Source organism: Alteromonas sp. I10, from assembly GCF_003201515.1.
Lineage (GTDB): Bacteria > Pseudomonadota > Gammaproteobacteria > Enterobacterales > Alteromonadaceae > Alteromonas > Alteromonas macleodii.
This window is the reverse complement of record NZ_QJJN01000001.1, coordinates 415,190-441,359: the sequence shown is the minus strand read 5'-3', so window position 1 is coordinate 441,359 and position 26,170 is coordinate 415,190. Positions and strand designations below refer to the sequence as shown.

The 26,170-nt window shown below is 39.4% G+C and carries 22 protein-coding genes; 13 read left to right on the top strand and 9 right to left on the bottom strand.

Annotation, left to right across the window (positions count from 1 at the left end; translation table 11 throughout):
- The first annotated feature begins 3 nt into the window (after positions 1–3).
- The 3 genes from BZA03_RS01835 (at position 4) to BZA03_RS01825 (ending at position 3,479) form a co-directional block, all read left to right on the top strand.
- Complete coding sequence (locus tag BZA03_RS01835) at positions 4–1,116, top strand: glycosyltransferase (RefSeq protein WP_110287808.1); 1,113 nt, start codon at positions 4–6, stop codon at positions 1,114–1,116.
- The gene (locus tag BZA03_RS01830; RefSeq protein WP_110287807.1) at positions 1,113–2,360 is read left to right on the top strand and encodes an O-antigen ligase; all 1,248 of its coding nucleotides are present in this window, start codon (positions 1,113–1,115) and stop codon (positions 2,358–2,360) included. Before BZA03_RS01835 ends, BZA03_RS01830 begins: the two co-directional genes overlap by 4 nt.
- Positions 2,361–2,588: 228 nt before the next feature.
- Positions 2,589–3,479 carry a beta-1,6-N-acetylglucosaminyltransferase gene (locus tag BZA03_RS01825; protein ID WP_181417277.1) on the top strand — a complete coding sequence of 297 codons (891 nt, stop codon included), beginning with the start codon at positions 2,589–2,591 and terminating at the stop codon, positions 3,477–3,479.
- 6 nt (positions 3,480–3,485) lie between these two features.
- Here BZA03_RS01825 and BZA03_RS01820 read toward each other — a convergent pair whose 3' ends face one another.
- Positions 3,486–4,904, bottom strand: coding sequence for an oligosaccharide flippase family protein (locus BZA03_RS01820; protein ID WP_110287805.1), 1,419 nt, complete (start codon positions 4,902–4,904; stop codon positions 3,486–3,488).
- A 20-nt stretch (positions 4,905–4,924) separates the two neighbouring features.
- Entirely contained in the window at positions 4,925–5,617 is a 693-nt protein-coding gene (locus BZA03_RS01815) for a sulfotransferase family 2 domain-containing protein (RefSeq protein ID WP_110287804.1), read from the bottom strand.
- Positions 5,618–5,825: 208 nt separating this feature from the next.
- On the opposite strand from BZA03_RS01815, the gene BZA03_RS01810 reads away from it, so the two are divergent.
- The gene (locus BZA03_RS01810) at positions 5,826–6,521 is read left to right on the top strand and encodes a sulfotransferase family 2 domain-containing protein (protein WP_110287803.1); all 696 of its coding nucleotides are present in this window, start codon (positions 5,826–5,828) and stop codon (positions 6,519–6,521) included.
- 8 nt (positions 6,522–6,529) lie between these two features.
- On the top strand, positions 6,530–7,522 hold the full coding sequence (locus tag BZA03_RS01805) for a sulfotransferase domain-containing protein (protein ID WP_110287802.1): 993 nt from the start codon (positions 6,530–6,532) through the stop codon (positions 7,520–7,522).
- 28 nt (positions 7,523–7,550) lie between these two features.
- On the opposite strand, the gene BZA03_RS01800 is transcribed toward BZA03_RS01805, so the two are convergent.
- The 4 genes from BZA03_RS01800 to BZA03_RS01785 form a co-directional block, all read right to left on the bottom strand.
- Positions 7,551–8,237 carry a hypothetical protein gene (locus BZA03_RS01800; RefSeq protein WP_110287801.1) on the bottom strand — a complete coding sequence of 229 codons (687 nt, stop codon included), beginning with the start codon at positions 8,235–8,237 and terminating at the stop codon, positions 7,551–7,553.
- Positions 8,238–8,394: 157 nt separating this feature from the next.
- Complete coding sequence (locus tag BZA03_RS01795) at positions 8,395–10,428, bottom strand: right-handed parallel beta-helix repeat-containing protein (protein ID WP_110287800.1); 2,034 nt, start codon at positions 10,426–10,428, stop codon at positions 8,395–8,397.
- 176 nt (positions 10,429–10,604) lie between these two features.
- Positions 10,605–11,612 carry an acyltransferase family protein gene (locus BZA03_RS01790; protein ID WP_181417276.1) on the bottom strand — a complete coding sequence of 336 codons (1,008 nt, stop codon included), beginning with the start codon at positions 11,610–11,612 and terminating at the stop codon, positions 10,605–10,607.
- Positions 11,613–11,629: 17 nt separating this feature from the next.
- On the bottom strand, positions 11,630–13,030 hold the full coding sequence (locus BZA03_RS01785) for an undecaprenyl-phosphate glucose phosphotransferase (protein ID WP_110287798.1): 1,401 nt from the start codon (positions 13,028–13,030) through the stop codon (positions 11,630–11,632).
- Between the two features lie 689 nt (positions 13,031–13,719).
- Here BZA03_RS01785 and rfbF point away from each other — a divergent pair.
- The 6 genes from rfbF to BZA03_RS01755 all read left to right on the top strand — a co-directional run bounded on the left by rfbF (position 13,720) and on the right by BZA03_RS01755 (position 19,705).
- The gene (rfbF, locus tag BZA03_RS01780; RefSeq protein WP_110287797.1) at positions 13,720–14,499 is read left to right on the top strand and encodes a glucose-1-phosphate cytidylyltransferase; all 780 of its coding nucleotides are present in this window, start codon (positions 13,720–13,722) and stop codon (positions 14,497–14,499) included.
- Positions 14,500–15,612, top strand: a complete 1,113-nt coding sequence (gene rfbG, locus BZA03_RS01775) for a CDP-glucose 4,6-dehydratase (RefSeq protein WP_110287796.1) — start codon at positions 14,500–14,502, stop codon at positions 15,610–15,612.
- Positions 15,597–16,061, top strand: coding sequence for a dTDP-4-dehydrorhamnose 3,5-epimerase (locus tag BZA03_RS01770; RefSeq protein WP_220018904.1), 465 nt, complete (start codon positions 15,597–15,599; stop codon positions 16,059–16,061). Before rfbG ends, BZA03_RS01770 begins: the two co-directional genes overlap by 16 nt.
- Entirely contained in the window at positions 16,058–16,933 is an 876-nt protein-coding gene (locus BZA03_RS01765) for a sugar nucleotide-binding protein (RefSeq protein ID WP_110287795.1), read from the top strand. The genes BZA03_RS01770 and BZA03_RS01765 overlap by 4 nt, the downstream gene beginning before the upstream one ends.
- Positions 16,918–17,679, top strand: a complete 762-nt coding sequence (locus tag BZA03_RS01760; protein ID WP_110287794.1) for a WecB/TagA/CpsF family glycosyltransferase — start codon at positions 16,918–16,920, stop codon at positions 17,677–17,679. Before BZA03_RS01765 ends, BZA03_RS01760 begins: the two co-directional genes overlap by 16 nt.
- Before the next feature lie 367 nt (positions 17,680–18,046).
- A complete protein-coding gene (locus BZA03_RS01755; RefSeq protein WP_110287793.1) occupies positions 18,047–19,705 on the top strand; it encodes a P-loop ATPase, Sll1717 family in 1,659 nt (552 codons plus the stop codon).
- Positions 19,706–19,857: 152 nt separating this feature from the next.
- Here BZA03_RS01755 and BZA03_RS01750 read toward each other — a convergent pair whose 3' ends face one another.
- Positions 19,858–20,472, bottom strand: a complete 615-nt coding sequence (locus BZA03_RS01750) for a TetR/AcrR family transcriptional regulator (protein WP_110287792.1) — start codon at positions 20,470–20,472, stop codon at positions 19,858–19,860.
- Between the two features lie 209 nt (positions 20,473–20,681).
- Between BZA03_RS01750 and BZA03_RS01745 the strand changes: the two genes are divergently transcribed.
- The gene (locus tag BZA03_RS01745) at positions 20,682–21,764 is read left to right on the top strand and encodes an efflux RND transporter periplasmic adaptor subunit (RefSeq protein WP_061485276.1); all 1,083 of its coding nucleotides are present in this window, start codon (positions 20,682–20,684) and stop codon (positions 21,762–21,764) included.
- Positions 21,765–21,767: 3 nt separating this feature from the next.
- Positions 21,768–24,809 carry an efflux RND transporter permease subunit gene (locus BZA03_RS01740; protein WP_110287791.1) on the top strand — a complete coding sequence of 1,014 codons (3,042 nt, stop codon included), beginning with the start codon at positions 21,768–21,770 and terminating at the stop codon, positions 24,807–24,809.
- A gap of 103 nt (positions 24,810–24,912) precedes the next feature.
- Here BZA03_RS01740 and BZA03_RS01735 read toward each other — a convergent pair whose 3' ends face one another.
- Together BZA03_RS01735 and BZA03_RS01730 are read right to left on the bottom strand one after the other, a co-directional pair.
- Positions 24,913–25,332 (bottom strand): CBS domain-containing protein, encoded by a 420-nt coding sequence (locus tag BZA03_RS01735; RefSeq protein WP_014948884.1) that lies wholly within the window; start codon positions 25,330–25,332, stop codon positions 24,913–24,915.
- A 113-nt stretch (positions 25,333–25,445) separates the two neighbouring features.
- On the bottom strand, positions 25,446–25,943 hold the full coding sequence (locus BZA03_RS01730) for a M48 family metallopeptidase (RefSeq protein WP_014976045.1): 498 nt from the start codon (positions 25,941–25,943) through the stop codon (positions 25,446–25,448).
- Positions 25,944–26,170 lie beyond the last annotated feature (227 nt).

The following is a 26,170-nucleotide window of genomic DNA, read 5'->3' as shown; positions in this document are numbered from 1 at the left end:
GTCATGGCAAAAATATGTATAGTTCTTCATGACCTTAGAGGCGGTGGTGCAGAAAAAATGATGGTTAGATTAGCTAACCAAATGATAGAAGACGGTGATCATGTAGATATGATACTGATCACTGAGGGCGGTAGTAATAAGCCATACCTTAGCGAAGAGGTTAACTTAATTGAATTGCGTTGTGAAAGAACGCTAAATGCATTTGGCCCGCTTCGTTTTGCGTTAAAGCGCTGCCAGCCAGATGGTATCTTAGCGGCGTTAACACACATAAATGTTATTACCGCTATAACATGTGCTTCATTAGGCTGGCTTAAAAAATTAAGTGTAAGCGAAAGAAATGCTTTTTCATTGGATAAAAAAGTAAACTCTGACAAGGTAATGAAGGCAACCTATTTCCTAGCGCCCTATATTTATCGCCTGTTGCCTAACCCAGTGATTGCTGTCTCAAAAGGTGTAGCACAAGACTTAATAGATACCACTGTGGTTCGTGCAAAAGACGTTGTGACGGCCCCAAACCCTGTAATAACGAAAGAGACCGAATTGGCCGCACAGCAACCTCCAAAGCACCCGTGGTTAATCGATAAAAGCATGCCCACGGTTATAGCGGTAGGAAGGCTAAGCTATCAGAAAGGTTTTGATATGCTGCTAGATGCGTTTTCCGACGTTCAAAGAAATATACCTAGTCGTCTAATAATATTTGGCGAAGGTGAGTTACGCGAAGAATTAGAACAACAAGTGAGCGACTTGGGTTTAACCGATAACGTCTCTTTGCCCGGCTATTCAGACAATATAATAGCCGAAATGAAAGCTGCCGACTTGTATGTACTATCTTCAAGATTTGAAGGTAGCCCCAATGCGATTGTAGAGGCGATGTCGGTGGGTACACAGGTTGTTGCTTTTGATTGCCCTCATGGAGCGCGCGAGATTTTGCAAGATGGTCAGGTTGCGCCTTTAATTGAGTATTTAAATATTAAACAACTAGCCAAAGAGACAGAATTTTCACTTAATAAACTTGTTAAGAGTAAGGAACTAAGAGCGCATGCCTTAAACACATTTTCTAGTCTGGTTTCAGCTACAGTGTATAAGGGCTTCATACTTAAGAGCCAGTCAAAATGAAAATAAAGTCTGATAGTTTTAAGCGATTATTCTTGTTTTTATCTTTCTTTTATTATTTAGGACTTTTGTCCTTTACTAGTGGAATGTTTGGAGAAAAGGGGGACGATGTATTTTCAGCAAACGCTTCTGGCTCACTCGCTAATCAAATAATAGGTATTCTGCTATTATTGATGAGCTTAGTGCTATTATTAAAGCTTAAAATTTGTAGCCTTGCTTCATTTAGACGCCAAACGTTGTTTTGGAGTTTGATTGTTTTTTGGTTCACGTTGTCGATATATTGGTCTTACGCTCCTTCAGTTTCATTTAGACGCTTAATCGCTTTTATAATCATTATTGTAACTGCATTTTGTTTAGTTCAAATGTTTACACCGCACTCGCTGCTATCGGCTCTGGTCTTAACAGTGGCATTTGCAGGTGTCCTTGGCTTAATTCAAGCAATAATAAACCCGAGCTCAGCATTCATCTCCGAGGGAATTCGAGCTGGTGCTTTTTCAGGTATTTACTTCGACAAAAACGCCGGTGCCAGAATAAATGCTTACGCATTGATAATAGGTATCGGATTAAGACTCTACAGAAGTAAATTAGGTGCTTTTTCGTTGTTAGTTATTGCCGTTTGCCTCCTTATGTCAAGATCCGCTACTGGGTTAGTAATGGTCACATTAGGAGGCGGTTTGATGTTCCTTTTTAAATACTTTAGTACTTACAGTCCACGAAAGAATCTTAATCGTCTTTTTATAATTATATTTATCTTAGTTGCCTCCACTACATTAGTTTTATATTTATATAATTATTTACTAGAATTCATGGGAAGAGATCCAAATCTAACTAATAGAACAATTATTTGGGAATTAATGGATGTTTACATAGAAGCCGAGTTTATGAAAGGCTATGGATTTGGAGCTTTTTGGGCTAGCAGTGCAGTAGCTGACTTCCTTGACCGCTGGGGCTTTATAGGAAATGCACATAGTGGTTACTATGAAGCTTTTCTTCACGGAGGCTTAATTGGATTTACCCTCGTAATTATTATGTTAATTCATAGTTTATACTCTCTAGGAAAAAACTTTTTAAGTGGACACGGAGATATTGCAATAACAGCTATTCTTTTTGCAATAGTTATCAATCAAATAATCGTGAATTATGTTGGATTTATAATTATTAATCACAACAGTTTTGACATGTTCTTTTTCTTAATTGCATATTTTACTGCCACTAGAATCAATCAAGCTGGTCTTCGAAAAAATTAAGTGCTTATCAAAAATCATAGCGGTTATTGCCCTAATGGAAATTCATTGACAATTTAACGCTATATAATAGCCTTTCAACACTTTCGAATTGGTACAGCTATTGCTTGAGATATTCACTGAAGGGAGGCGGAAGTTTCATTAGAAGTTTCCTTAAATTCCAGAAGTAGAGTGTCTTTAATAGAAATCTCATCACAACAACTTGTGATGCCTGAGATCAGAGGAAAGGTTATGTCTAATATCGGCTTCGTTCTTTTAACTCACGGTCACCCAGAGCAAGCACTTCGTTTAATGAACACCCTAAACAAAGTCTATAACTTTCCTCCAATAGCGTGGCATCATGACTTTTCAAAATCTGAATTTCCTGTAAACAGATGCACTTCAAATGTTGAATTTGTTAATCCTCATGTAAAAACATCATGGGGTACCTATAGCTTAGTAGAAGCAAAGCTAAAAGCTCTTAAGCTTTTATATAGGTCAGAAACGCCTTCCTTTTATAGTACTTTAAGCGGTGCGGACTACCCCATTAAACAAGCACATACGGTCTTAAAAGACTTAGAAACAGCAAATTGTGATGTCCATATTCGACACGCCCTAATTGATTACCAACATTTATATAAAACCTGGCATCATCAATATTACAAAAGGTATTGTTCAATTAATTTGCTCTTCAAAAGAACAAACAAAAAGGGTTTTAAGGTAGTAAGCCAGTTACCACTAATCAAGCACCCAGCGTTAACCCAGTACTTTACCCCCTTCAACAAGAAAATTAAGTGTTGGGGTGGTGAGTTTTGGTACACAGGCTCGAAGAAGTCGGCTCAATTCATATTAGATCATGTTGCCGAAGATCCATATGGGTTAGTTAAGCATTACAGGAAAGTAAAAATTCCTGACGAATCTCTATTCCAAACTATTTTCAAAAATAGTGATTCTTTAATTTGCTCTAATGACAGTAAACGATATATCGATTGGTCAGCGGGCCAGCCACACCCTAAAACGCTGACTTTAGACGATTATACTAAAATACTTGAATCTAATGCTCATTTTGCCAGAAAATTTGATACCAGTGAAAGTTCCATCTGTTTACTTGACAAAGTAGACAGTTTGATTTTAGGAATTTAGGTATACTTAGTGTTTATCATTTAGTAAAAGCTTAAATCTTTCATGTATTCGTCCAAAAACGACGTAATAGATAGCGATATGTAGTGAAATTGCAACAATGCCAACTGAGAATACGAGAAAGAAAGACAATTCGTAGTTTAGAAATAATAAATGTACTAAGCTCGCAACTAGTGATGTAGTACCCAGTGTTTTTACAAGGTCAATTGCTAGGTTACGGTGAGAAAAAGAGATCAACTTTTTCGCAGAATAGTACCTTATGACTATTGTTGCCATTACGTCTATAAAAATAATACCCGCGACTCCCATTAGACCAAAATGCTGAATAGCATAATATGCTACGGATAGCGTTGCTGTAATTCTGAAGATATCTGCTTTTAATCCAATATTTGACTTACCAAATGCGGCTTGCAAAGGTTGAGCAAACAGCTCTAACGATTGCAACGCTACAATAAAAGAAAACAGCACGAAAAAAGGTACCGAGCCAGACCATTTCTCTCCAAAAATATCAACAACTATTTGTCCCCCGAAGAGTCCGATATAAACAAAGCTGGGGCAAAGTATTAAAAATGTCGCGGTAGTTAAATTTTGGAACAACAAAGAAAGTGATTGTGGCCGATTTACTCTTGCCGCGAAAACTGGTAACGAATAAGAATTAACTGCCGTCTTTATCGCCTGTTTTGGTAAATCAACCAAACGGCGAGCAAAAGAATAGTAACCGACGGTAGAGGAAGATGTAGTTATAGACAACAACAATATAAGCCCTCTATCAAACAAGCCGGTTAGTAATTGTCTAACGCCAATAGACATTCCTTCCTGTCCAAGCGATTTCAAATCGTTTACTGAAGGGGGAACTTTAAGAAATGATGTATCTGTTTTCATTAAAATTAGAAACGCTGTAAGATTCATCACCGTTAACTGAATAATTAAAGACCACTCACCTGCGCCCATTGCAGCTGAAATTATCGCTGTTAATGCTCCTACCACCTTGCCCCATAGGGTTCTTAACGCTAAAGTTTTAAACTCTCTTTTGCACCGATAAGAGGCGATAAAAGGTCTGGACTGTACGCTCACGGTAACTGATATTGACGAAAAAAGAAGCATAGCCCAAATATTGCTCTTTTCGTCTAGAACAAAGTAAACAAGCGATAAAAATAACGTGGATACTAGAGCAATTGCACCGCCAACCCAGAAAACACTACTAAGTTCCGATTTCGAGTTGCAATTCCTTTTAACTAATGGGTTTTCAAATACAGCATTGTAGAAAGAGCCAACCATTTCACAAAGAACGATTACAATGGCCCCCAATCCAAGCTCCAAAGGGGTGAGGAAATATGCAAACGAAAAGAACGAGCATGCAGATAGTAATATTAAGCCAAACTTCTCAAAAAAGAGCCAGAATATGTTTATTAGTCTAGTTTTATTCATAGTCTATCTAAAATTACCCGCTACTTTTTTAAGTGAAAAAAAGCTAATATTATTGAACTAAGTGTTTTCGCTCGCAACTTTTCAAAAAAGCTTGCTTTCTTTTTTTTGAATTTGTTTTCGCAAATTGCGTAATCAAATTCAAAAAAATCTTCTTTGTAAATATTTTTAACAATTTCAATAGTAACATCATCAATATAAATCTGTTCAGAATTGGAACTATTGGAACGTTGCACTTCTTCTTGAAGCTTCCTGTCTTCGAAAAACTGGGGGTAATATTTGAAAACTTCTTCCAACCCATCTTCTACTTTAAAAATTTTAGTTTTCGGGCCTAAGAACTCAGTTTGAGGCCTAATGTGGTTAGAAAAAATATATTTATTTTTTTCAAAAGACTTTTGGATAAATAGAGAAAAAGTCAGTAAATCAATGTACCTAAACTTTTTATCCACTCTTTTTCTATAAGAATATTCGCTAATAAACCTAGCTAAGGGATGACGAACAATAGCAAATGATTCATTCGATAATTCCGTTATGCCTAATCGCTGTAATAACTCGTAATGAAAATGTTGTGGCGGACAAGGCAGTTCATTTTTAAACTCAAAATTGAAGGCTATATTGACATTCTTTTTTATCTTCGATTTAAGGCTTGTACCAGCGGTTTTAGGTATGTGAATGAATAATAGCTTTCTTTCACTTGGCTCTATCAATAAAGGCATTTTGGTTCCTGAGTTTTCAATTCGACCTTGTAGTAAAAATAGTCAAATTAACAAATAGGTAACATTAAAAACTTTAATAATGTCAGATCAGCAATGCTTAAATGATAACTTTGTTAGCCGATTACATCCACATGATTTTTTGTTTATTAAATTAAGGGCTTTATGATAATTTAAGTGGTGAAAAGAAAAAACAAAACGAGAGCTCTCAATGATAAGTCATAAACATCAATGTATTTTCATACATATCCCAAAATGTGCCGGTACAAGCTTCGAAAACGTTTTAGGACATTTTGACGGTCACCACGGTAGAGAAGGGCAAGACCACCGAAGTATCAGAATGATACAAGAGCCATACAGTTTCGTAGATGTTTTAAGCAATGTTGAAAACCTCAAAGACTACTTACGTAGACAGAGAGAGCGCTTTAGAACACATGCCAACCCTAACAACAATTTCACTTTATCCTCAGATGAATATAAGCGGTACTATAAATTTACTATAGTAAGAAACCCTTGGTTGAGAGCTCATTCTTGGTATCGGAATGCTATGCGCGATAAAATTCACCAACAGAATTATGGATACCCGTCAGCTATCAGTTTTACAGATTTTATGAAAAAGTATGCGGGGCATGGATATCTTCGGCCTCAGACTTATTGGCTCAAACAATATAATGGAAAGATTGAACTGGATTTTATAGGAAAGTTTGAAGCATTGGACAGTGCTTATAGAACGGTAATGCAGGAATTAAACATAGACGGAATAAAAGAGTTACCCCATAAAATAGAAGGTAAAAAGTCCAATAAATCAGACGACTTTACTGATGAAGTTATAGACTTTATTGCGCAGTTTTATGAGGAAGAAATTCAGCTTTTCAATTACTCATTTGACTACACTGAGATAGCATAGGCATAATTATGGCCGAAATCAAAGAGCTTTTAAAAACAGCGCTTATCTTTCCCTTACGTGAAAAGGTTTTCAATCTTAACAACAAAATGGGCAGGTATAAAAATGTCTTGTGGCTGATAGGGGACGGTAGGAGCGGCACTACATGGATAGCATCTGTAATCAATGCAGATCGGAAAGCACGAGAATTATTTGAGCCATACCATCCATTAGTTCTTGAAAATTTCGATTTGCCCCCTTACTTGTATTCTTCAACTGATACAAATAATGACGCTGTATTAAACGCATATAATGACATATTTTCTGGTCACTTAGCTCATAGAAGAATAGATTTCGATAATAGAAAGCTTTTTTATAAAGGCCTCATAGTTAAAGATATTTTTATCAATTTGTCTGCTTCTATCCTTTATAAAAACTTCCCATTTGTTAAGCCCGTTTTATTGATAAGAAACCCATTTGCTGTTGTCTATTCAAAATTGCAGAAAAAGCATTGGTTCTGGCCATCAGATTTAGATGTATATTTAAAAAACTCATCTCTCCTCAATAGATTGAATGTAGATATTATTAGCCTTATAGAGCATGCTAAACAAAGAAATAATTTTGTTGAGATTCAATTTATACATTGGGCATTAGGAAATTGTATTCTTTTAGAAGATTTCTCTGCCAATAATCTTCACCTAATTTTTTATGAAAATATAAAAACATCTCCAGATAAAGAGTTAGCTAAGCTAAGGGCTTACCTCGGAAGTAATTTTGATTTTGTAGCTAAATCCACTAATAAGGCTGTTTACAATAAATCGAGTCGAGTCGTAGGAAAAAATAAAGATCGTACTGATCACAAAAACACATACGATTATTGGGAACAACTTTACTCCAATGAAGAGTTTGAGTTAGGTGTGAATGTACTGAAAGTATTCGGATGGTTTGAAGCGTATTTACCTAACGGAGAGCCTGATCCTAATTTCTTTAAAAGCTTGGGATTCAACATAAAAAATGCCCTATAACAGGGCATTTTTTGAATATAGACTCTTATTAGAATTTAAGTCTTTTGCGCGATATTAATAGCGACGTGAATCCTAACACCATTAATAGAATTGTTCCTGGAGCACTCACCGCGTTCGAAACGTTTCCGCTGCCTAATTGTAAGTTGCTTACGACAAGAGGTTCATCTAGGCTAAACAAACTTGAGTAGCTAGCAGAACTAAACTCTCCATCACTGAAACTTACGAACTTGATTCCATCGACGTTGCTAGCATTGAAAAATGACGGAACAAACGACCAGTCAAAATCCCCTAATCCGCTGTAAATGAAACCATCGCTTTTATTAGAACCATACTTAAACTTAATTCCTGCGCTATTAACACTCTCATCTGGGTCGTCTAAAAACAACATAGAACCGGCAGTCGCTGTATAGTCGAAGACAACCTGCCCTTTACTGCCACCTTGCGGACTGCTAATAGTTGAAAAAATTGCAAGTTCGCCGCCTAACTCTGCGAGAAACATTACGATTGTATCGGCTTCTTCTAGCCCTGTATTCGAGGACCATTGAAAAGCATTATCGTAATCGTAAAACTCCTCGAATGAAGTAAAGTCCCCATTTAAATCCAATGCTTCAATAGCATTACCGTTCCAAGACATAAAACCTGCTTGCGCATTAAAAGAAGAAACTAAAAGTCCCAACATAGAAGTTGCTGCAATAACAATACTGCGAAATTTCATAATAATCCCCATAAGAATCCTGATAAAGATAATGCAAAATATGAGCCAGAATAAAAATTCATTTAATTTACAGTTAGTTGCACCTTTCACCTTGTTAGTATACAAAGTTTACATTTAGTTGGCTGGCGGAACTGTAAAATTTGCTGACACGGGCAGTCTAATAAACTTTTTTTAGTGCTGAAGGAACAATGCCTATTATAGCCTTTTGGTTTTCAGTTAGGTGAGTAAAATTTGGAATAGACATTGGTAATGATATTGGTAGTTGATAATGACTTACTCCCGATACAATGTCATCAACAACTTCATAATTCAATAATTCCGGAAATTCGAAGTTCACTGTAATTATAGCATTACTTACCGGATAACCAGTTTTAGTGTTAAACATAAAATTATTGATATATTTTGAAGAAGGGTAGTTATTAGGGTCATGGATACTATAGCCCATTATTTCTCTAAAGATGTCGTGAACCATAATGTTATTTTGCGCATGTACCCAATAAGTACTATCTCCTGCAAAGCCTGCAGGTGCTATCCCATTTGCCCCTGTAATGATAAGGTTGTCAAAAATGTTCACAATACCACCCGGCTTTGAAAATAAGCCTCCTAACTTAATAGCGCCCCAGTGTTTCTGCCTTTCGTCCCCAAGATTATGAATATAATTATTGAAAATATAACTCGGGCCTAGCATATTGGGTATTGCACTTACTCCGCAATACCCCTGCTCTACCTCATTATTATAAAAGAGTACGTTACTTTGACCACCATCTAATTCAATAATATCATCATTAGCATATGCGAGATAATTGTCATGGATTGCTGAATCTCTAACAAAGCCCCCCCACACCCTTCCATTTGCTCTGCTTTCAATGACATCATTAAAACGAACTTCATTTGTACCAGCAAAATGGTTGTTTCTAATAATGTACTGCCCGGCAAATTCTTGTGTAGGATGCGTTGCTAAAATTATCATTGCGGATGGACCTTTAGGATGACCATACCCCCAATGATTTGCTTTTGCGTTCGGGGAATGAATTTTGCAGTTTTCGACGACAACTCTTCCTGTACGCCTCAGCGCTATCCCGCCATCATAGTTTATTGGATATTTTGATGCTTCGTTTTCATAACCAATCCCTTCCCTGACATTGTTCGCACTCCTACCCCATCGGGATACGTCACAGCCCTTTATCCAAATATCATGTGCATAATTACCATAGATCCCGTGTAACCGGCCTCCTTCAACCGTAATATTTTCGAACATGACATACTGCGTATTACCAACATTTATTGCATAATCATCATTATCACCCGCTATGATTTTTGTATTACTATCACCAACTATTTTGGCCCAACCATCTCGAGTCCCCTCAATACCTAAAGTTCCTAGATCAAGCATCCCACCATTGTAAATATCACTTAACTTGTACACTTTATCGGGGTCTACCGGCGGCGTGTTTTGCCTAGTCGCAAAGCGATACCTATTTACTTCGGTCCCAGAAGATTCGTTAATTTCAGTCACTTGAATTTCATACTCTGTATTCGGACTAAGATGCACAATACTACCCGACAGCGCACTACGAATTGGCTCCCAATAAAGCGCTCCCCCATTATTCCATTGCTCTTCGCCAACTTTTCGAAATTGGACCTGTGCACTATCATCTTCTTGCTTGTTGAAAAGTGTAATACTTGTGGAATTGATCAAAGGTACCAAAAGGTATTCTTGGCCTGATGCTGTAAATTGCGAAATGCTATCTGGCGATAAACCGCTTTTTAACGCCGCTGTAAAAATTGCATTCTCGTCGATTTGCGACTCAAGTCGCAACTCTTCTAATATTGTTGTTTTTGCCTGTGGAAACAACGCTAATGCAATTTCGATATATTCTGAAGTTCTCTCGGGCTGCTCACTCGATAGCGATAAAATAGTATCTTTGACAGAAGCGTTTTGAAAACCAAAAAGTATTCGCGACGTTTCGGTAATATTTTCCCTAAATATAGCTTCTTTGATTACGCCCTCATTTTTTAGTGTCAAAAGCTTGGTTTCGATGCTCTGTAATGAAGCATCCGAACGAGAGACCAGCTTAGCATGACGCGCCAAAGCAGAATTATTTGCGTGGTATTGGTTAGAAACACTTGTGCAGCCTGCTGCCAGAAGGTAAATCACAACAAACGTAAAAAGGAAAGATATCCGACACATGTTAAGCCCCTAGGTTTTAGAAAATATTGCTGTTTGTACGGACTGAAAAAATTGTAAACCCTTTGAAAGCGTAGTTCCTTATACAAAAAGTTCAATAAGTCGAATTATCAAAATGTAAGGCTAGTAAATCATCAAAGCTCAATAAATTAGAAAAATTTTCTAATCAATTAGATAATTCATATTAGCTTGAACGATTTAGGGCGAGTCACTAAAAAGCCTAGAAAACTAACATTACTAGATATCCTGAACGCAAATATGCAAAAAAGAATAGATAGTATCGTTCCTAAGAGAATCGTAAACGCGGGGTCGTTTCCAAACCCTAAGAAGCTAGATACTTTTCTGCTACCAGCCGCTGGTAAAAAGTGAATTAAATAGATATACAAGCTATAGCCGCCAAGTATGGTAAAAATTTCGCCCAATCGGCGATTGCTGAGCCTGTATGCCAGCGTTAGTATTACACATGCGCCCAAAGCTGCAAGGGGATAGTACAAGGCTTCTTTCAACCATTGCCCATGGTTCAATATTAAAATTGAAATAGCTATGTACAATGAAGAACAAATTAACGGTGTTAAAGCTGATGAATTTTCAACCCAGTTCCTTACCTGTACTGAGCCATATATACCAACCAAAAAAAACGGATAAAACTTAAGTAAAGCCGCTATGAAATAGGGAAGGAACTCGTTACCCTTGGCGATTGAAAATATCGAAAGCGAAAGTGAGCAAAAAAATTGAGCGAAGAAACTAAAATGTCGAGAAACTCTAGCAATGATAAATGCAAACATCAGCGCATATATAAACCATAAAGTAAAAGATGGACTCCATAAAAAGTAAAATACTTCATATATATCAACTTGGTTGTTCGTATATTTACCCAAGGCTACTCTGCATAGAACGCTGATAGTGTTCCATAGAATATAGAAATATAAAAAATGAATTACCTTACTATCTATGAATTTTCTTCTTCCACCAAATATCGATTTTTTAGCATAGAATCCAGCTACCAAAAAAAACAGTGGCATTCTTATCGGTGTGGTCAACATATAAATATCGACAACCCAGTCGGGAATCCCAATTGCGTTTTTAACACCTACGAAAACGTGATGAAACACAACTAATGAGATTGTGAATCCTTTCACTGCGTCAACCCAAGTTTCTCTTGCTTTATTATTCGCCGCTGTTTTCAATCTATTTCCTGTTAGAACTAGTATGCATTCTTACCCACAAACCCCTTGAATACCGTCATTAAAACGATCTTAAAATCAAGCCATAGCGACCAATTTTTAATGTATTCGAGGTCGTACTGAACGCGCATTTTCATTTTATCTACGGTATCCGTTTCACCGCGCCAGCCGTTAATTTGTGCCCATCCAGTAATACCAGGTTTAATACGGTGGCGTAGCATATAATACTCTACTTTCTTCCGATACATTTCATTATGTGCGACGGCATGTGGCCTTGGCCCTACTACCGACATACTGCCCTGCAGCACGTTTATAAACTGTGGTAACTCATCCAACGATGTTCTACGTAAAAATGCTCCTACAGGTGTTATACGAGCGTCGTTTTTGCTGGCCTGAGTCACTTTATCTCCGTCCTCAGTAACCGTCATGCTTCTAAACTTCCACACTTTTATTTTCTTGCCGTCCATACCATAGCGGTTTTGCTTAAATATAATAGGGCCTTTAGAAGTTAGTTTAACAGCCGCCGCTATAACAAGCATTGGCAGTGCAATTATGGTAAGTATGATACTTGCTAAAATGATGTCTTCTACACGTTTAAGAAAGTTCATTGCGCCCTTCATTGGCGAGTCGAATACACTTACGGTTTGCAGTTCCCCTACGTTACAGATTCTTGAATGAAGAAGATTGTACACAAAGAAATTTGGTACAAGGTGAACTTGCGCTTGCGTATCGCCAAGAACCTGCAGAATCTTTTCAATGCGTTTGTTTGCTGTCATAGGAAGCGTTATGAAAATTGTATCGACTTTACCGGTTAGCACATCGTGATAAACCTGATCGATTGTTCCCAGTGACTGAAGACCTTCAGGTACTAAAGTTCTATCGGTGTCTCTATCGTCATACACTCCAACAACGTTATAGCCAGCTTCTGGCGTTCTTCTAATTTCGTTTGTTAACTCTAAGCCTGTTTCATTTGCGCCTATAATGCCAACGTACCTGGTATTTCTGCCATTTCGACGTACAGCAAATAGAAAGTATCTAAGGGCTACACGCCAGGTACAAGACACTAGCCAACTTGACGCAAACCACAAGGCTATAGCTAGCCTGGAATAATCTTCTGATGACTTTGAAATAAACATCCAGCCTACGACCGCTGCCATCATCAGCAAATGGCTTATACTGGCTACAAATAAAATTTCTTTCATAGATCCCGCGCGCCATGAACGGTAAAGCCACAACATCTCAGCACTGAACAAATACGCTAGGCATGCAATAAGGCTTATAAGGTAGTATTGCTGTGATACAACAACCCCGTACACTTCGGCGGAAATAAGCAAACATAGTTGAATGGCTAACAGATCAAAAAACCTATAGAGAACTGCAAACTGATTCACATTATTTCGAACAAAGCCTTTCTTACCCATTAGAGAATCCTTGATAGCAAAACGAGACAAAAGTGAAATTAAAGACAAAGCCAAGAAGATCTATGCAAAATACGCGCCTTATACTAAAGAATAAATAATTTTATTCACACCAAGATGGCTAGAAGTCGCAGAAGCTGTTACAGCGCGGATACATTTAATTTACATTCATTTTTATCGATGATTTTACGATGCAGTGAATTTGACAAGACCAGTTTATAGAAGAAAATTATTACCGTTCTATTACGCAGCACTTAAAGCTTCGAATTTAAGTTTTTTTTACTGAAGCTGTTTTTTCAAAATCTAAAACTCTTTGTTAAAAAATACTGTCGGCAAGTAAAAGTCAAAAAAAAACCAGAAAGGTCAATTTGCAAAGCAATATGAAGAAAAAACGTTCAAACCAAACATTTATATTACAAAGAGTTCACAATGACGATTGCGCGTTGCCTTTTCCTGAAGTTTATAAAAGTTTCTAAATATGACACTGCAAAATATATTGACACTTTTACCCAAAACTTGTGATTCACAAAAGGGTTATTAAAGGGCAAAGGGGCTAACTTGGTGCAATCGATTTTTGTGGCGCACTGTTGTAAAAGAAGTTCATTAAATGTTTTTGTTGACGATTAGCTTTAGTCTAGCGATTCTAAAAAAGATATATAGAAATGGCCTTATTGACAGAAAGAAGGAAGCGTATGAAAGCAATAATATTGGCAGGAGGTCGCGGCACAAGAATAAGTGAACAATCGGATATCAAGCCCAAGCCAATGATTGATATTGGTGGGATGCCCATTCTATGGCACATTCTAAAGATGTACTCAGCTCATGGAATAAACGAATTCATAATCTGCTGCGGATACAAGAGTTATATTATCAAAGAATATTTTGCAAACTATTTTTTGCATATGTCTGATGTAACATTTGATATTGCTAGCAACTCGATGGAAGTACATCGAGGGCGCGCAGAGGATTGGAAAGTTACTCTAGTCGATACAGGTGAAAATTCAATGACAGGAGGTCGACTAAAGCGAGTTCAAAAATATATCAATAATGATGAAGCTTTTTGTTTCACTTATGGTGACGGGGTTTCTGACCTAAATATCACAGAGACAATAAACTTTCATAAAGCGCATGGTAAATTGGCAACGGTTACAGCAGTGCAACCCCCGGGACGTTTCGGTGCACTTGATGTGACTTGCTCAAATAACGTTACTCAATTTCAAGAAAAACCCGTCGGAGATGGCTCGTTCATCAATGGTGGATTTTTTGTGTTGCACCCTAACGTTATTGACCTTATCGATGGAGACGATTGTGTATGGGAGAAAAATCCCCTTCAGTCCCTAGCCCAATCTAATCAATTAATGGCATTTCAGCATAGTGGTTTTTGGCACCCAATGGATACAATGCGAGATAATATCAAGCTAAATGCACTTTGGGATTCCGGAGAGGCACCATGGAAGACTTGGAGAGACTAGATGAGTATCGAAGTATTTAGCGGTAAAAGAGTGTTAATTACCGGCCACACTGGATTTAAAGGCACTTGGTTAACCGCTTGGTTGCATTCAGTCGGAGCGAAAATATGTGGAATTTCTAAAGACATCCCTACCTCACCTTCAATGTTTGGAATACTTAACTTAGAGAAAGACATTGAACATCACCTATTCGATATATGTGAATCTGAACGCTTAAATGAGGTTGTTAGAACGTTCAATCCCGATTTTATATTTCACTTAGCTGCTCAAGCATTGGTCTCCGTATCATATGAAGATCCTATAGACACGATAAAAACTAACGTCCTAGGAACAGCAAGTATTTTACAATGCTTAACTGAATTTCAAGGCAATTGCACGGCTATTATCATTACATCAGACAAGTGCTATGAGAACGTAGAGTGGGAGTGGGGATATAAAGAAACAGATAGGCTTGGTGGAAAAGACATTTACAGCGGTTCTAAAGGGGCCGCAGAGATTATATTACACGCCTACATTGAATCGTTCTTGAAGAATAAGACAAATATAAAAATAGCTAGCGCCCGGGCAGGTAACGTTATAGGCGGTGGGGATTGGGCAAAAGACAGAATCGTACCTGATTGCATTAAAAGTTGGCTAAACAATGTGCCAGTTACAATTCGATGCCCAGATGCCACCCGACCGTGGCAACATGTGTTAGAACCTTTGAGCGGCTACCTGGCATTAGCAGTTGCTTTATCAGAATGCACACAAAGCCCATCTAAATTGAATCATCAAGCTTTTAATTTCGGTCCTAAAAATGAACAAAACAAAACTGTGCTTGAACTCATCAGCGAACTCGCAAATCGATGGGGTATTGAGGACCAAAGCGATGCCTTTTCAATAGTTGAAAGAACTCCATTTCATGAAGCAGGGTTACTTAAACTGAATTGCGACAAAGCTATGTTTCACCTTAGCTGGCAACCCAATTTAGAGTATGAAGAATGTATAGACTTTGTAAGCGATTGGTACGTAGAGCATTATCAAAAAGAAAGTAACATGAGAGATTTTACATTGCTGCAAATTATGCGTTATCAAGAGTATGCAAATAAGAGAGCAATAGCATGGGCGCAAAAATAAAAGATTTAGATTATCAAGAACTTAATCATCAACTTAAAGAATGGGTTTTTATTTCCTCAGAAAAAATTATTGAAAATGAAAAAGGAAATATTAGGCACATTGTAAAAGCCTCAAATACCGCTTTTACAACATTTGGTGAAGCGTATTTTACAGAGATTAACTTCAACGAACGCAAAGGGTGGAAAAAACATCTTAAGATGACTCTTAACCTCATTACTTGTTACGGTGAAGTTTTATTTTACTTTGTTCATCCACAGAGTGGTGAAATATTCAAAATAATGATTTCATCAAAAAATAACATAAGGCTAACGGTAAGGCCGGGAATTTGGTTTTGTTTTGAGGGTGTCGGCATTAACTCCAACCTAGTGCTTAACATCGCTTCAATTGCCCACAACCCATCTGAATCGGAAAACCGACCATTAGACTTCTATTTTGGGAAACAAGAATGAACGTTTATCTTTCAGGGGCAAACGGCCTTTTAGGCAGCTCGTTCAGCCAAAACGCTTATAAATACGGACATGAAGTTTTTACCTTGAAACAAGAAGAATACAACTATAACGCATCTTTAAGTGACCTAAAATCGAGGTTAAGCAACTACACTGATGCTGTATTCATTCATTGTGCAGCGAATACTAACATGGACGAATGTGAGAGCTTTCCTGATATTTGCCTAAGAGATAATGTTTTAAATACTACTCGTTTAGCCCATACATGTCGGTTATTGAATATCCCTTTTATTTTCATTAGCAGTACAGGTGTATATGGCGAGCATGGCAATAGTCCCTACTACGAAAACGACTTAACGATGCCAACGAACGTGCATCATATGAGTAAATTGTCGGGAGAAAAAGAAGCTCTAGCCAACAATGACAACACACTTATTTTAAGGACTGGTTGGCTTTTCGGCGGGAGTATATCCGCGAATAGAAACTTTGTAGCTAAAAGAATCCAAGAAGCTAACAATCTAAAGGATAAGGTAATGTATAGTGATCCCTTCCAAAAGGGTAATCCAACATACGTAGATGACTTGGTAGCAATGACCTTTGAACTCATCAGAGAAAAGGCAGTAGGTATTTTCAACGCAGTTAACTCGGGAACTGCAACTAGATTCGAGTACGTAAAAGAAATCATGCGGATTTATGACGAAACGATAACTGTACTGCCTACCGAGAAGAAATTTGATAGAAAAGTGAAGGTTTCTCATAACGAAGCAGCAGTGAATGACAAAATTCAAATGTTTACTACCTCACCTATCCCCCACTGGAAAGTAAGCTTGTTTAATTACATTAATGACAATAGAGAAGCATGGACAGAGATCTAAACACTACGATAGTTGCAGGATTACCTATTGTTACTTCATCAAGACAAGAGTTTGTCAAATTTATTGAAGAAGTATGTACGGGAACAAATAAACCTAGCTCACCTTTTATCGTATTCGAAGCGAATGGTCATGGTATTAGCATGAGCATTCTAGATAAAAATTTTTTATTCCTATTGAGCCAAGCATCCGCAATAGTTGCTGATGGACAAAGTGTTGTAATTGGTTCAAAGCTTTTTTCTCCTTCGACAATATCAGAGCGTATGGCGATAACGGATTTGATTACCGACATTCCCACTCTTAGCGATAAACCATTGAAACACTTCCTACTAGGGGGAGACGACCGCGTTGCCGCAGACTGCGGCGACATTTTACAGAAGCGATATGCTAACTTTTTACTTAGTGGCACACACAAAGGTCATTTCACGGCAGCGGATAGCAAACGAATAATTTCCTATATAAACGACAATAATCCCGATGTTTTATGGGTTGGATTAGGTAAACCAACAGAACAGCAGTGGGTAATTGAAAATCGACATGAGATACATGCCAAGGTAATCATAACATGTGGTGGTTGCTTCAATTACGTCACAGGAGCTTATGGTAGAGCTCCAAAATGGATGCAAAGTCTCGGTCTAGAATGGCTTTTCAGGCTAGCTGAGAATCCTAAAAAATTGTTTTGGCGGTACATGACAACAAACCCACTTGCACTATATGCTATGGTCTTTTTCAGACGTTCACGTTTTTAATGAAACTAATCGCCTCCTGGTTAAATTGTTCAAATACAGAAGTTTTCGCAAAACTCGATAATCCATAATAATAGCACAATAACAAATTGATAATTTCTAGAGCATGGTGCTTCACAGCATGCTTACTCTCATCCAACCAGACTGCTTACCCCACTTTAAGAGATCACTAAAAATTTTTGGCAAAGCTTCAAATGCTCGGCAATGAGGAGAGGCATTAGGGGCCTTAAAAAAACAGATCTTAGTTAAAGAGTAACTAAGATTTGTGTATTTCAGCCATAGATGTGTATTATTTGTACAGCAAGCTATTCACTATCATACAATTATCACTAAGGTAATAACTAGAATTAGGTCAGTTTAAGGAAGAACGATGAGAATTAGGTTTTCTAAAGAGATATCTGAATTAGAAGAAAGAGAAATCAAATATATTTGGCAAAAACCCGACATCTACGAGGGATTAAAAACTGACGATATATGGTTAATTTATGGCAGAAAAGGAAGCGGTAAGTCCACAATTGTTGACTACTTAGAAAAACAAAATCACGATAGAAAAGTAGTAATTATAAGGCCTGAAGAAGACGATATTTTCAAGGAGGCCATGACTACAATATTAGCAGATCTATCCATCAACGCCATTGAGGACGAGCGACTGATTGAGGAAGGAGTAATATCTACTCTTGAATTTTTGTTTTTGACAAAGGCTGCCGATGCAATCCTTCCAAACATAGAAAGAAAGTTCTTGCCGCCGGGTTCTGATATAGAAAAAATGTATAGTTTTTTCGTGGCTAATCACATGAATCGAGGCTCTATAATTAGCCGCGCTATTGATATAGTTTGTGAGATTAGTGACTCAGAGAAAATGAGTATCATTCCTAACTTCGCTAGACTACTCAACAAGAAAGTGGGTAGCGTAACTTTTAAAGAATTCAAGCAAGCTCTTTATGGGCACTTGAAAAGCGAAGATACGAAGTTACTTATATGTCTTGATGATATCGACGGAATTGGCTTCTCTTTTTCACCATCTGATAGACTTTTTGTAGACTCAATTATTGCTTTAGGTGCTAGAAGTAATATTGCTACAGCTAAAAACAAAAGAAACTTGTCCTACCTAATCGCTATTCCAAGTGAAGTTTTCTTTCACTCAAGGTTATATGGCGAAGACTGGGTAGATACCAAAACCGAATGCTTATCTTGGGTCGGAGGGCAATCTCTTGTAGAGTTAGTTAACAAGAGAATTGCGGTTGAATTTAACATCAAGAAAAAACAGCCCCGCTATGATGGTGATATTTATTCAATCGAATCAGCAAATACTTGGGCATCCCTTTTCCCTCCGAGAGTCTATAATAAGTTGGGCGGTACAGAGCCCACATTTTCCTATATTCTTAGACACACGTTTTACACTCCCAGACATCTTTTAACTATAATAGATGATTTACTTAAAGACATTGAAGTAAATGAAAAAAAGCTATCGACCATAAAAAGTTATTATGATGAGCAAGATTGGTCACGCCATTTTCAAACAATAATAGAAAACTTCACTTTACAATCAGAGAAGGTTTTTAGCGACACTTTTTCCAAACTATATGATGGGTTCGAAGAGTTACTGGAAAAATTCCAATCCAGGCCGAACATTTGGATGCGTGAAATGCTACTCGCATATTTTAGAGAAAATGAAATATTTGTAGTAAGAAAAGACGATAAGGAAATAATCCAAGGCGAGTCATTAGTATATTTACTTCAGCGCTTGGGCATGCTGGGGTTAGCAGTACGGAAAGTAACATCTGATAGACCCCCTTATGCTTATAACTTGCGATTTAGCTTTATGGAGAAACAAGCGAGTAGAAAACCTTGGGAAATAGCTGTTATTTGCCCTTTATTCTACGATGCTCACAATATACTTCCATTTAATAACAACCCAGTCATTCCACATGAACCATTAATGCTAGGTAGCCAGGATTTTCAGAGACTATCTAGCTACAATCATAAGAACAACGTTTTTTTGCACAAAGGACGGTCTTTTAATCGTTAATCTACCTTATATCTGAATAGGCTTCGCTCGGCATTTTGCCCAACACTTTTGAAGTGCAAAAGTGTTACCAGAGAGCAAGGGGAGCAACTTGTTGCAACTAAACTTTTAGTTTAATGCAAATATTGATAAAGGTCGCCCTTAGCCTAAAATGACTAGGCTTTGGTATAGCGGCTTAAAATCAAAGCCACTGTGTTTTTTGCTAAGCTCTTCTTATCGTTATCGCTGAGGGAATCTTCAATTTTGAACAGCTGAGGCCAAAAGCACTGCCCTTTTACTAAGCTATCAATTTCATCGACAACCCGATCCAAGTCGTCAAACGCGAGTTTATTGTCGGCTTTGGCATCCTTTAACCAGCGGTGCATAGCCGTCTCTTGGGCTTTTAATTGCGCAACTTCATCTTTTAGTTTTTCCGGCTCGTAGAAGAAGTGGCCAATCGCAACCCGAGCTAAATCGAGGTGTGATTCACTCACCATAAACTCAATGTCTTGCAAAATAAGGTCTTCTAGCTGCTCGTCTAGCGGAATCGTAGCATCGTACTTTTTATTAATATTTAAAATAGCCGTTTGCCACTGCTGCGTAACCAAATGCATCACCAGCTCTTCTTTTGTAGAAAAGTGATTGTACACAGTGCGCTTTGACACATTTGCCAGTTCAGCCAGCTTATCCATGCTTGTGCCGTTAACGCCAAACTCTTGGAATGCCTGTGTTGCCGCCTGAATAATGGCTTCGCGTTTGATATCGCTACGCGTACGTGTGTTGCCTACCATATGGAAATTCTCAAAATTAGTTATCCGCTACATTAACCCGATCATTTTACACCGAACAGTTTACTTTTCAATGTGACCGCACTAAAATGCACTCACCAGTTTACTTTAGGTAATGACTATCTTTGCTGCCGTTGTGCATACCATCACTACCTGAGTTTACACATCTATACTTTAATTACCCTGACTATGGATTACATACACCTATGTCCATGATGCGATTCTCTCACATTTTATTTTTAAGCGTTTTATCGGTTTCCACTTTAAGTGCATGTTCTTCCGAAGAGCCTGCCGAGCAACAAGCAAACGTTGCACCTCGTTATGTCAAACTCGCTACGGTTAGCAACATTCCAGATTTTGACGAATTCACCTTCCCTGCCGTTGTATCGGCAGTGAAAACCGTCGATTTAAGCTTTGAAGTTTCAGGCCGCCTTATCCAGACTGACTTGGTGACAGGCAGTGATATCAATAAAGGCAAGTTACTGGCCACTATTGACCGTAAACCATTCGAAAGACGCGTGGACGAGTCTACGACACGACTTGATCAGGCCAAACGAGAGCTTGATAGAATTGAGAAAATGTTCGCTCAAAAGCTAGTTGCACAGAGCTCTCTGGATACTGCAAAAACATCTTACGAACTAGCGGTTATCGACTTAAAAAATGCAGAGCAAGATTTGAGCTACACACAGCTATATGCTCCTTTTGATGCAAAAGTATCTCAACGACTTGTTGAAAATAACAGTTTTGTTGCAGCAGGAACGCCGATTGCTCGCCTGCAAGATGTGTCTAAAATATACTTCAACATAAATGTTCCTGAGCGCTTACTTACTGCCAATATTGGCCGTGGGATAAAACAAGCCAGCGCCACATTAGCCACCAATCGCAGCCAGTGGTACCCGGTGAACTATGTAGAGCACTCTACTCAACCCGACCCTGTGTCGCAAACTTATGAAGTGGTGTTTGCCATGGAGCCTCGCGAAGAACTACCGTTAACGCCAGGCGCCCGCGCAGTGGTAAAAGTCAGCCTACAAGGTAGCCTTTATCCAGAAGGCTTTGTTGTGCCTGTAAGATCACTTGTGGGTAACAAGGACTCTGGCTTTGCCGTATGGGTATACAACGAAGAAACGAATGCAGTAACAAAGCGAGCTGTAAATGTTAAGCATATTGAAAATGAACTAGCAATTATCGAAGGTAAAAGCCAAGGTGAAATCACTCTTGGCCAGCAAGTGGTTGCTGCTGGAGCAACACAAATGCGTGCAGACATGAAAGTACTTCCTTACCAAGGAGAGAAGTAATTTATGGATATCGCACGCTATTCAATTGATAAGCCCGTCAACATTTGGCTAATGGTAGTCATCCTGCTTTTAGGCGGCATTTTGGCTATGAGCAAAATTGGTCGCTTAGAAGACCCTGCGTTTACCATCAAACAGGTAAAGGTATACACCAACTATCTTGGAGCCAGTGCTGAAAAGGTAGAACGTGAAGTCACTGAACGCTTGGAAATTGCCATTCAGCAAATGCCGCAGTTAAAGGAAGTGACGTCAGTTTCATCGCCGGGCCTTTCCGAAATTACCGTTGAAGTTAAGAGTACTTACGACAGTAACCTCTTACCACAGATATGGGATGAGTTGAGAAAGCGACTTCGCGACACCGCAAGCTCGTTGCCAACGGGTGCACAAAACCCAGTGGTATTTGATGATTTCGGTGACGTTTACGGGCTTTATTACGCGTTAAGTGCACCTGATTTCGATACCCGGGAGCTTCGAGAATTCGCCCGAATTATTCGACGTGACCTGCTTACTACAGAAGGCGTTGCCAAGGTAAATGTAACTGGCGTTCAAAAAGAACAGATAGTAGCCTATATCAACCCTTATCAACTCGCGGGCTTAGGCATTTCATTTCCTGATCTCGCCTCTCTTTTTGAAGACAACCTGCGCCCGTTCAACGGCGGTCGTATTAAAGTTGACGAAAAAAATGTGCGCCTAATTGTAGAGCGCGCGCCAGACAGACTAGAAGAAATATCTAATCTGTCAGTGGTAGTGCCTGGCACAAACCGTTCCCTTCGGGTTGCTGATATTGCCACGCTAAAGTTAGAGCCTGCCGACATACAGCCCGTTCATGTACGCTACAACGGCGAAGAAGCACTTACGCTTTCAGTATCAGCGTTGACCGACGTTAACATTGTTGATGTGGGCGAGCGTGTTAACGCAAAAGTAGAAAAGCTGCTTCAAGAACTGCCTGTCGGTATTACGCTTACGCCTATTTACGATCAGGCCTCAGTCGTCGACGAATCGGTTACTGGCTTTATAAATAACCTCGTTATGTCGGTGGCGGTTGTTACCTTAACGCTATGTTTGTTCATGGGATGGCGCTCAGGCGTGGTAGTTGGCTCTGTGCTTCTTGTCACCGTACTTGGTACTATTCTAATCATGTGGCTTATGGATATTCAGCTTCAAAGGATATCACTTGGTGCCATGGTTATCGCCATGGGTATGCTGGTAGATAACGCTATCGTAGTTGCTGAGGGGATGATGCTGCGCATGGCCACCGGCTCAACAGCCAAAGAATCAGCCAGCTTTATTGTTAAGCGAACGCAGTGGCCTTTACTTGGCGCAACCGTTATCGGTATTGCGGCTTTTTCAGGCATAGGCCTTTCAAACGATGCTACAGGCGAGTTTCTTTATTCGTTGTTTGCCGTAGTGTTGGTTTCCCTCATGATAAGTTGGGTATTAGCGGTAACCTTGGTGCCCGTGCTTGGCGCGTATTTTTACCGCAAAGGTATTGGGCAAACCACAGGTAACGAACTCTCTGCATCGCAACGCTGGTTTAAGCGTGCACTTTTAGGCGCACTTAAGCTTCGTTGGGTAACCATTGGTGCACTGTTTGTTATTACTATCGTGGCTTATGGAAGTTTTGGCATGGTAAAACAAGGCTTCTTCCCTCCGTCAAACGCGCCGCTGTTCTTTGTGCATTATTGGGGGCCGCAAGATAGAGATATACGTGCCACCGAAGTCATTGCAAAAGAAGCTGAAGCTCGTATTTTGGGAATGGAAAACGTCACGGCTGTAACCACCTTTATAGGGCAAGGCGCCGATCGTTTCACCCTCACTTATGCACCTAAAAGTGCTAACGAAAACTATGCCTTTTTCATGGTTCGTGCGAATGAACTTGATAATATTCCGGCTATTCAAAGCGCGCTTGCGAGTAAGCTTACCGACCTGGACTTCGACGCTAGCTTTTATATGGAGCGCATGCAGTTTGGCCCTGGCTCTGGTGCAAAACTTGAGGCCCGTTTTTCAGGCCCAGATACTGAAATACTTCGCGAACTGGCGGATGAAGCCAAAGCACTGCTTTTTGCTGACGGACAAGTGAAAGACGTTCGACATAACTGGCGTGAAAAAGGCTTTGCCATTAATACGCAATTTGACAACTACAACGCAGGGATTGCTGGCGTTTCGCATAGTGACTTTAGCCAGACCATACAGTATGCAAGTAGCGGCGTTCAGCTAGGTACGGTGCAAGACGGTGATTATGCTTACAACATTATTGCAAAGATGGGTAAGGCTGAAGATACCGAGCTTCAATCAATACGTGAATCACAAGTATGGTCTACGCAACAGCGCCAGTATGTGCCTTTCACGCAGGTATCTCAGGGCTTGGAGTTGATGACCGAAGAAATGCGTATTCACCGTCGCGACCGCGTTCGCACCATTACGGTAGAAGCTGAGCCGGGTGACGATGAAACTGCAGCCAAAGCGTTAGCGAGAATCCGCCCACTTATTGAAGACATAGAACTTCCAGCTGGATATTCATTAGAATGGGGCGGCGAATTTGAAAGCTCTAGCGATGCACAAAAAGCGCTGGGCGCGGGCTTGCCTGCTGGCTTCCTAGTCATGTTTATTATCTCAGTATTGCTATTCGGTCATGCTCGTCAGCCACTGATTATCTGGCTTGTAGTACCTATGGCTATTGTTGGTGTAGTCTCTGGTCTATTAGGTACCGATATGCCGTTTGGCTTTATGTCGCTACTCGGCTTCTTAAGCTTGTTTGGCATGCTTATTAAGAACGCTATTGTACTTATTGAAGAAATTGACCTTCAGATAGAAGAAGGCTTAGCCATTCGCCAAGCGATTGTTGACGCTACGATCAGCCGTGTACGCCCTGTTTCACTGGCGGCGGTAACGACCATTTTAGGTATGGCGCCGCTGCTGTTCGACGCCTTCTTTGCCGATATGGCAGTGACCATTATGGGTGGCCTGGCCTTTGCGACGGTACTTACACTTATCGCTGTGCCCGTACTCTACAGTTTGCTGTTTAAAGTCAGCTACCGCAAAAGCTAACGCTTTAAAACTAACGGTCTCTTTACCGCAATTTATAAACGCAGGTAGAGAGACCACTCCCCTTTCAAGCGGTGTTCACTATTAATAACATACGAGTACCGACCTAACGCTTTGCCTCTACCCTACTTTGCATAAACTTCATCACATCGCGCCACGACACCATTCCTACTGGATGCCTTTTCGTGTCGATAATAGGAATGCAGGAAATTTTATGGGTATTAAAAAGCTCAATAGCCGAATAAACAGAGTCACTTGGGTTAAGTGTAATGACTTCACGAGTCATGATTTGGTGCGCTTTTTTATCCAATGTAGCGCGATCAAGCTTTCGTTCGCTTAGGGTATCTACAAAAGGACTAATCGATTTCATCAAGTCTCTGTCAGATATAATCCCCTGCAGCTTATTGTCATGCACGACGACCAAATGATGAAACCCCGTAGCAGCAAAGAGCTCGCGCAATGACTGTAAACTGTCATCCATGTGCACGCTAACCACCCGCGTAGACATAATTTTAGCAATGCTCATTAATACTCCTCGTTAATTCCAGTGCTTGGGCTTTAATTTAGTTATAGCAAGCACACGACAATTGTACTCAACACGGGTTTAAACATAGCGATACCTGATGAGGCGTTCACATGTTACGTGTATGGGTTTTCTCCCATTGAAACGGCCACACAGAACAAGCGTAAATCCAGCTCTAGTTGATGATAATCTGGCTCCATGTAGCAGCAAAGTTTATAGAAGGCTTTGTTGTGGTCTTTTTCTTTAAAGTGCGCCAGTTCATGTACTACAAGGGCTTTTAACAAGGCCTCTGGGGCATAGAGTAAATCGTTATTAATGGCCAAATCGTGTTTGCGCGTTTTACCCTGCATACGGTAAGTATGCGTACCTAGCGCGTTAGTTATCATATCACCTTGCTTTTTAAACGCGGCGCGCCCAAACGGTGGCGCATTTTTTAAGTATCGCTTTTTTAATTCCGTCGCGTACTGATACAGCAATTTGTCGGTGGTTATATCATGGGCCTCTGGGTATTTTTTTAGTAAATAACGCTGTAGCCGATTGCTGGAAATGAGCTGTAAGGCTTGCTCCACAATAGTTGAAGGGTAGCCGTTAAAATACCGAGCATATTCATTCACGTTTTTTCTCCTTTACGTCAGGAATTATAAAGCAAATTGGAGCCGTAGACAGTGAAAGCCGCTTACAAACATTTCTGTTGAAAATAAAAAACAGCGGTAACAAGAAGTCATATTAGGAATCCCCCCTACAGTAACGACAAGCTAAATGATATGCTGGTCAAACAACGCTCGAAGATACCACTCGCATTTATCAAGCGCTCGGTTAAAAAAATAAAAAAAGCTGACTT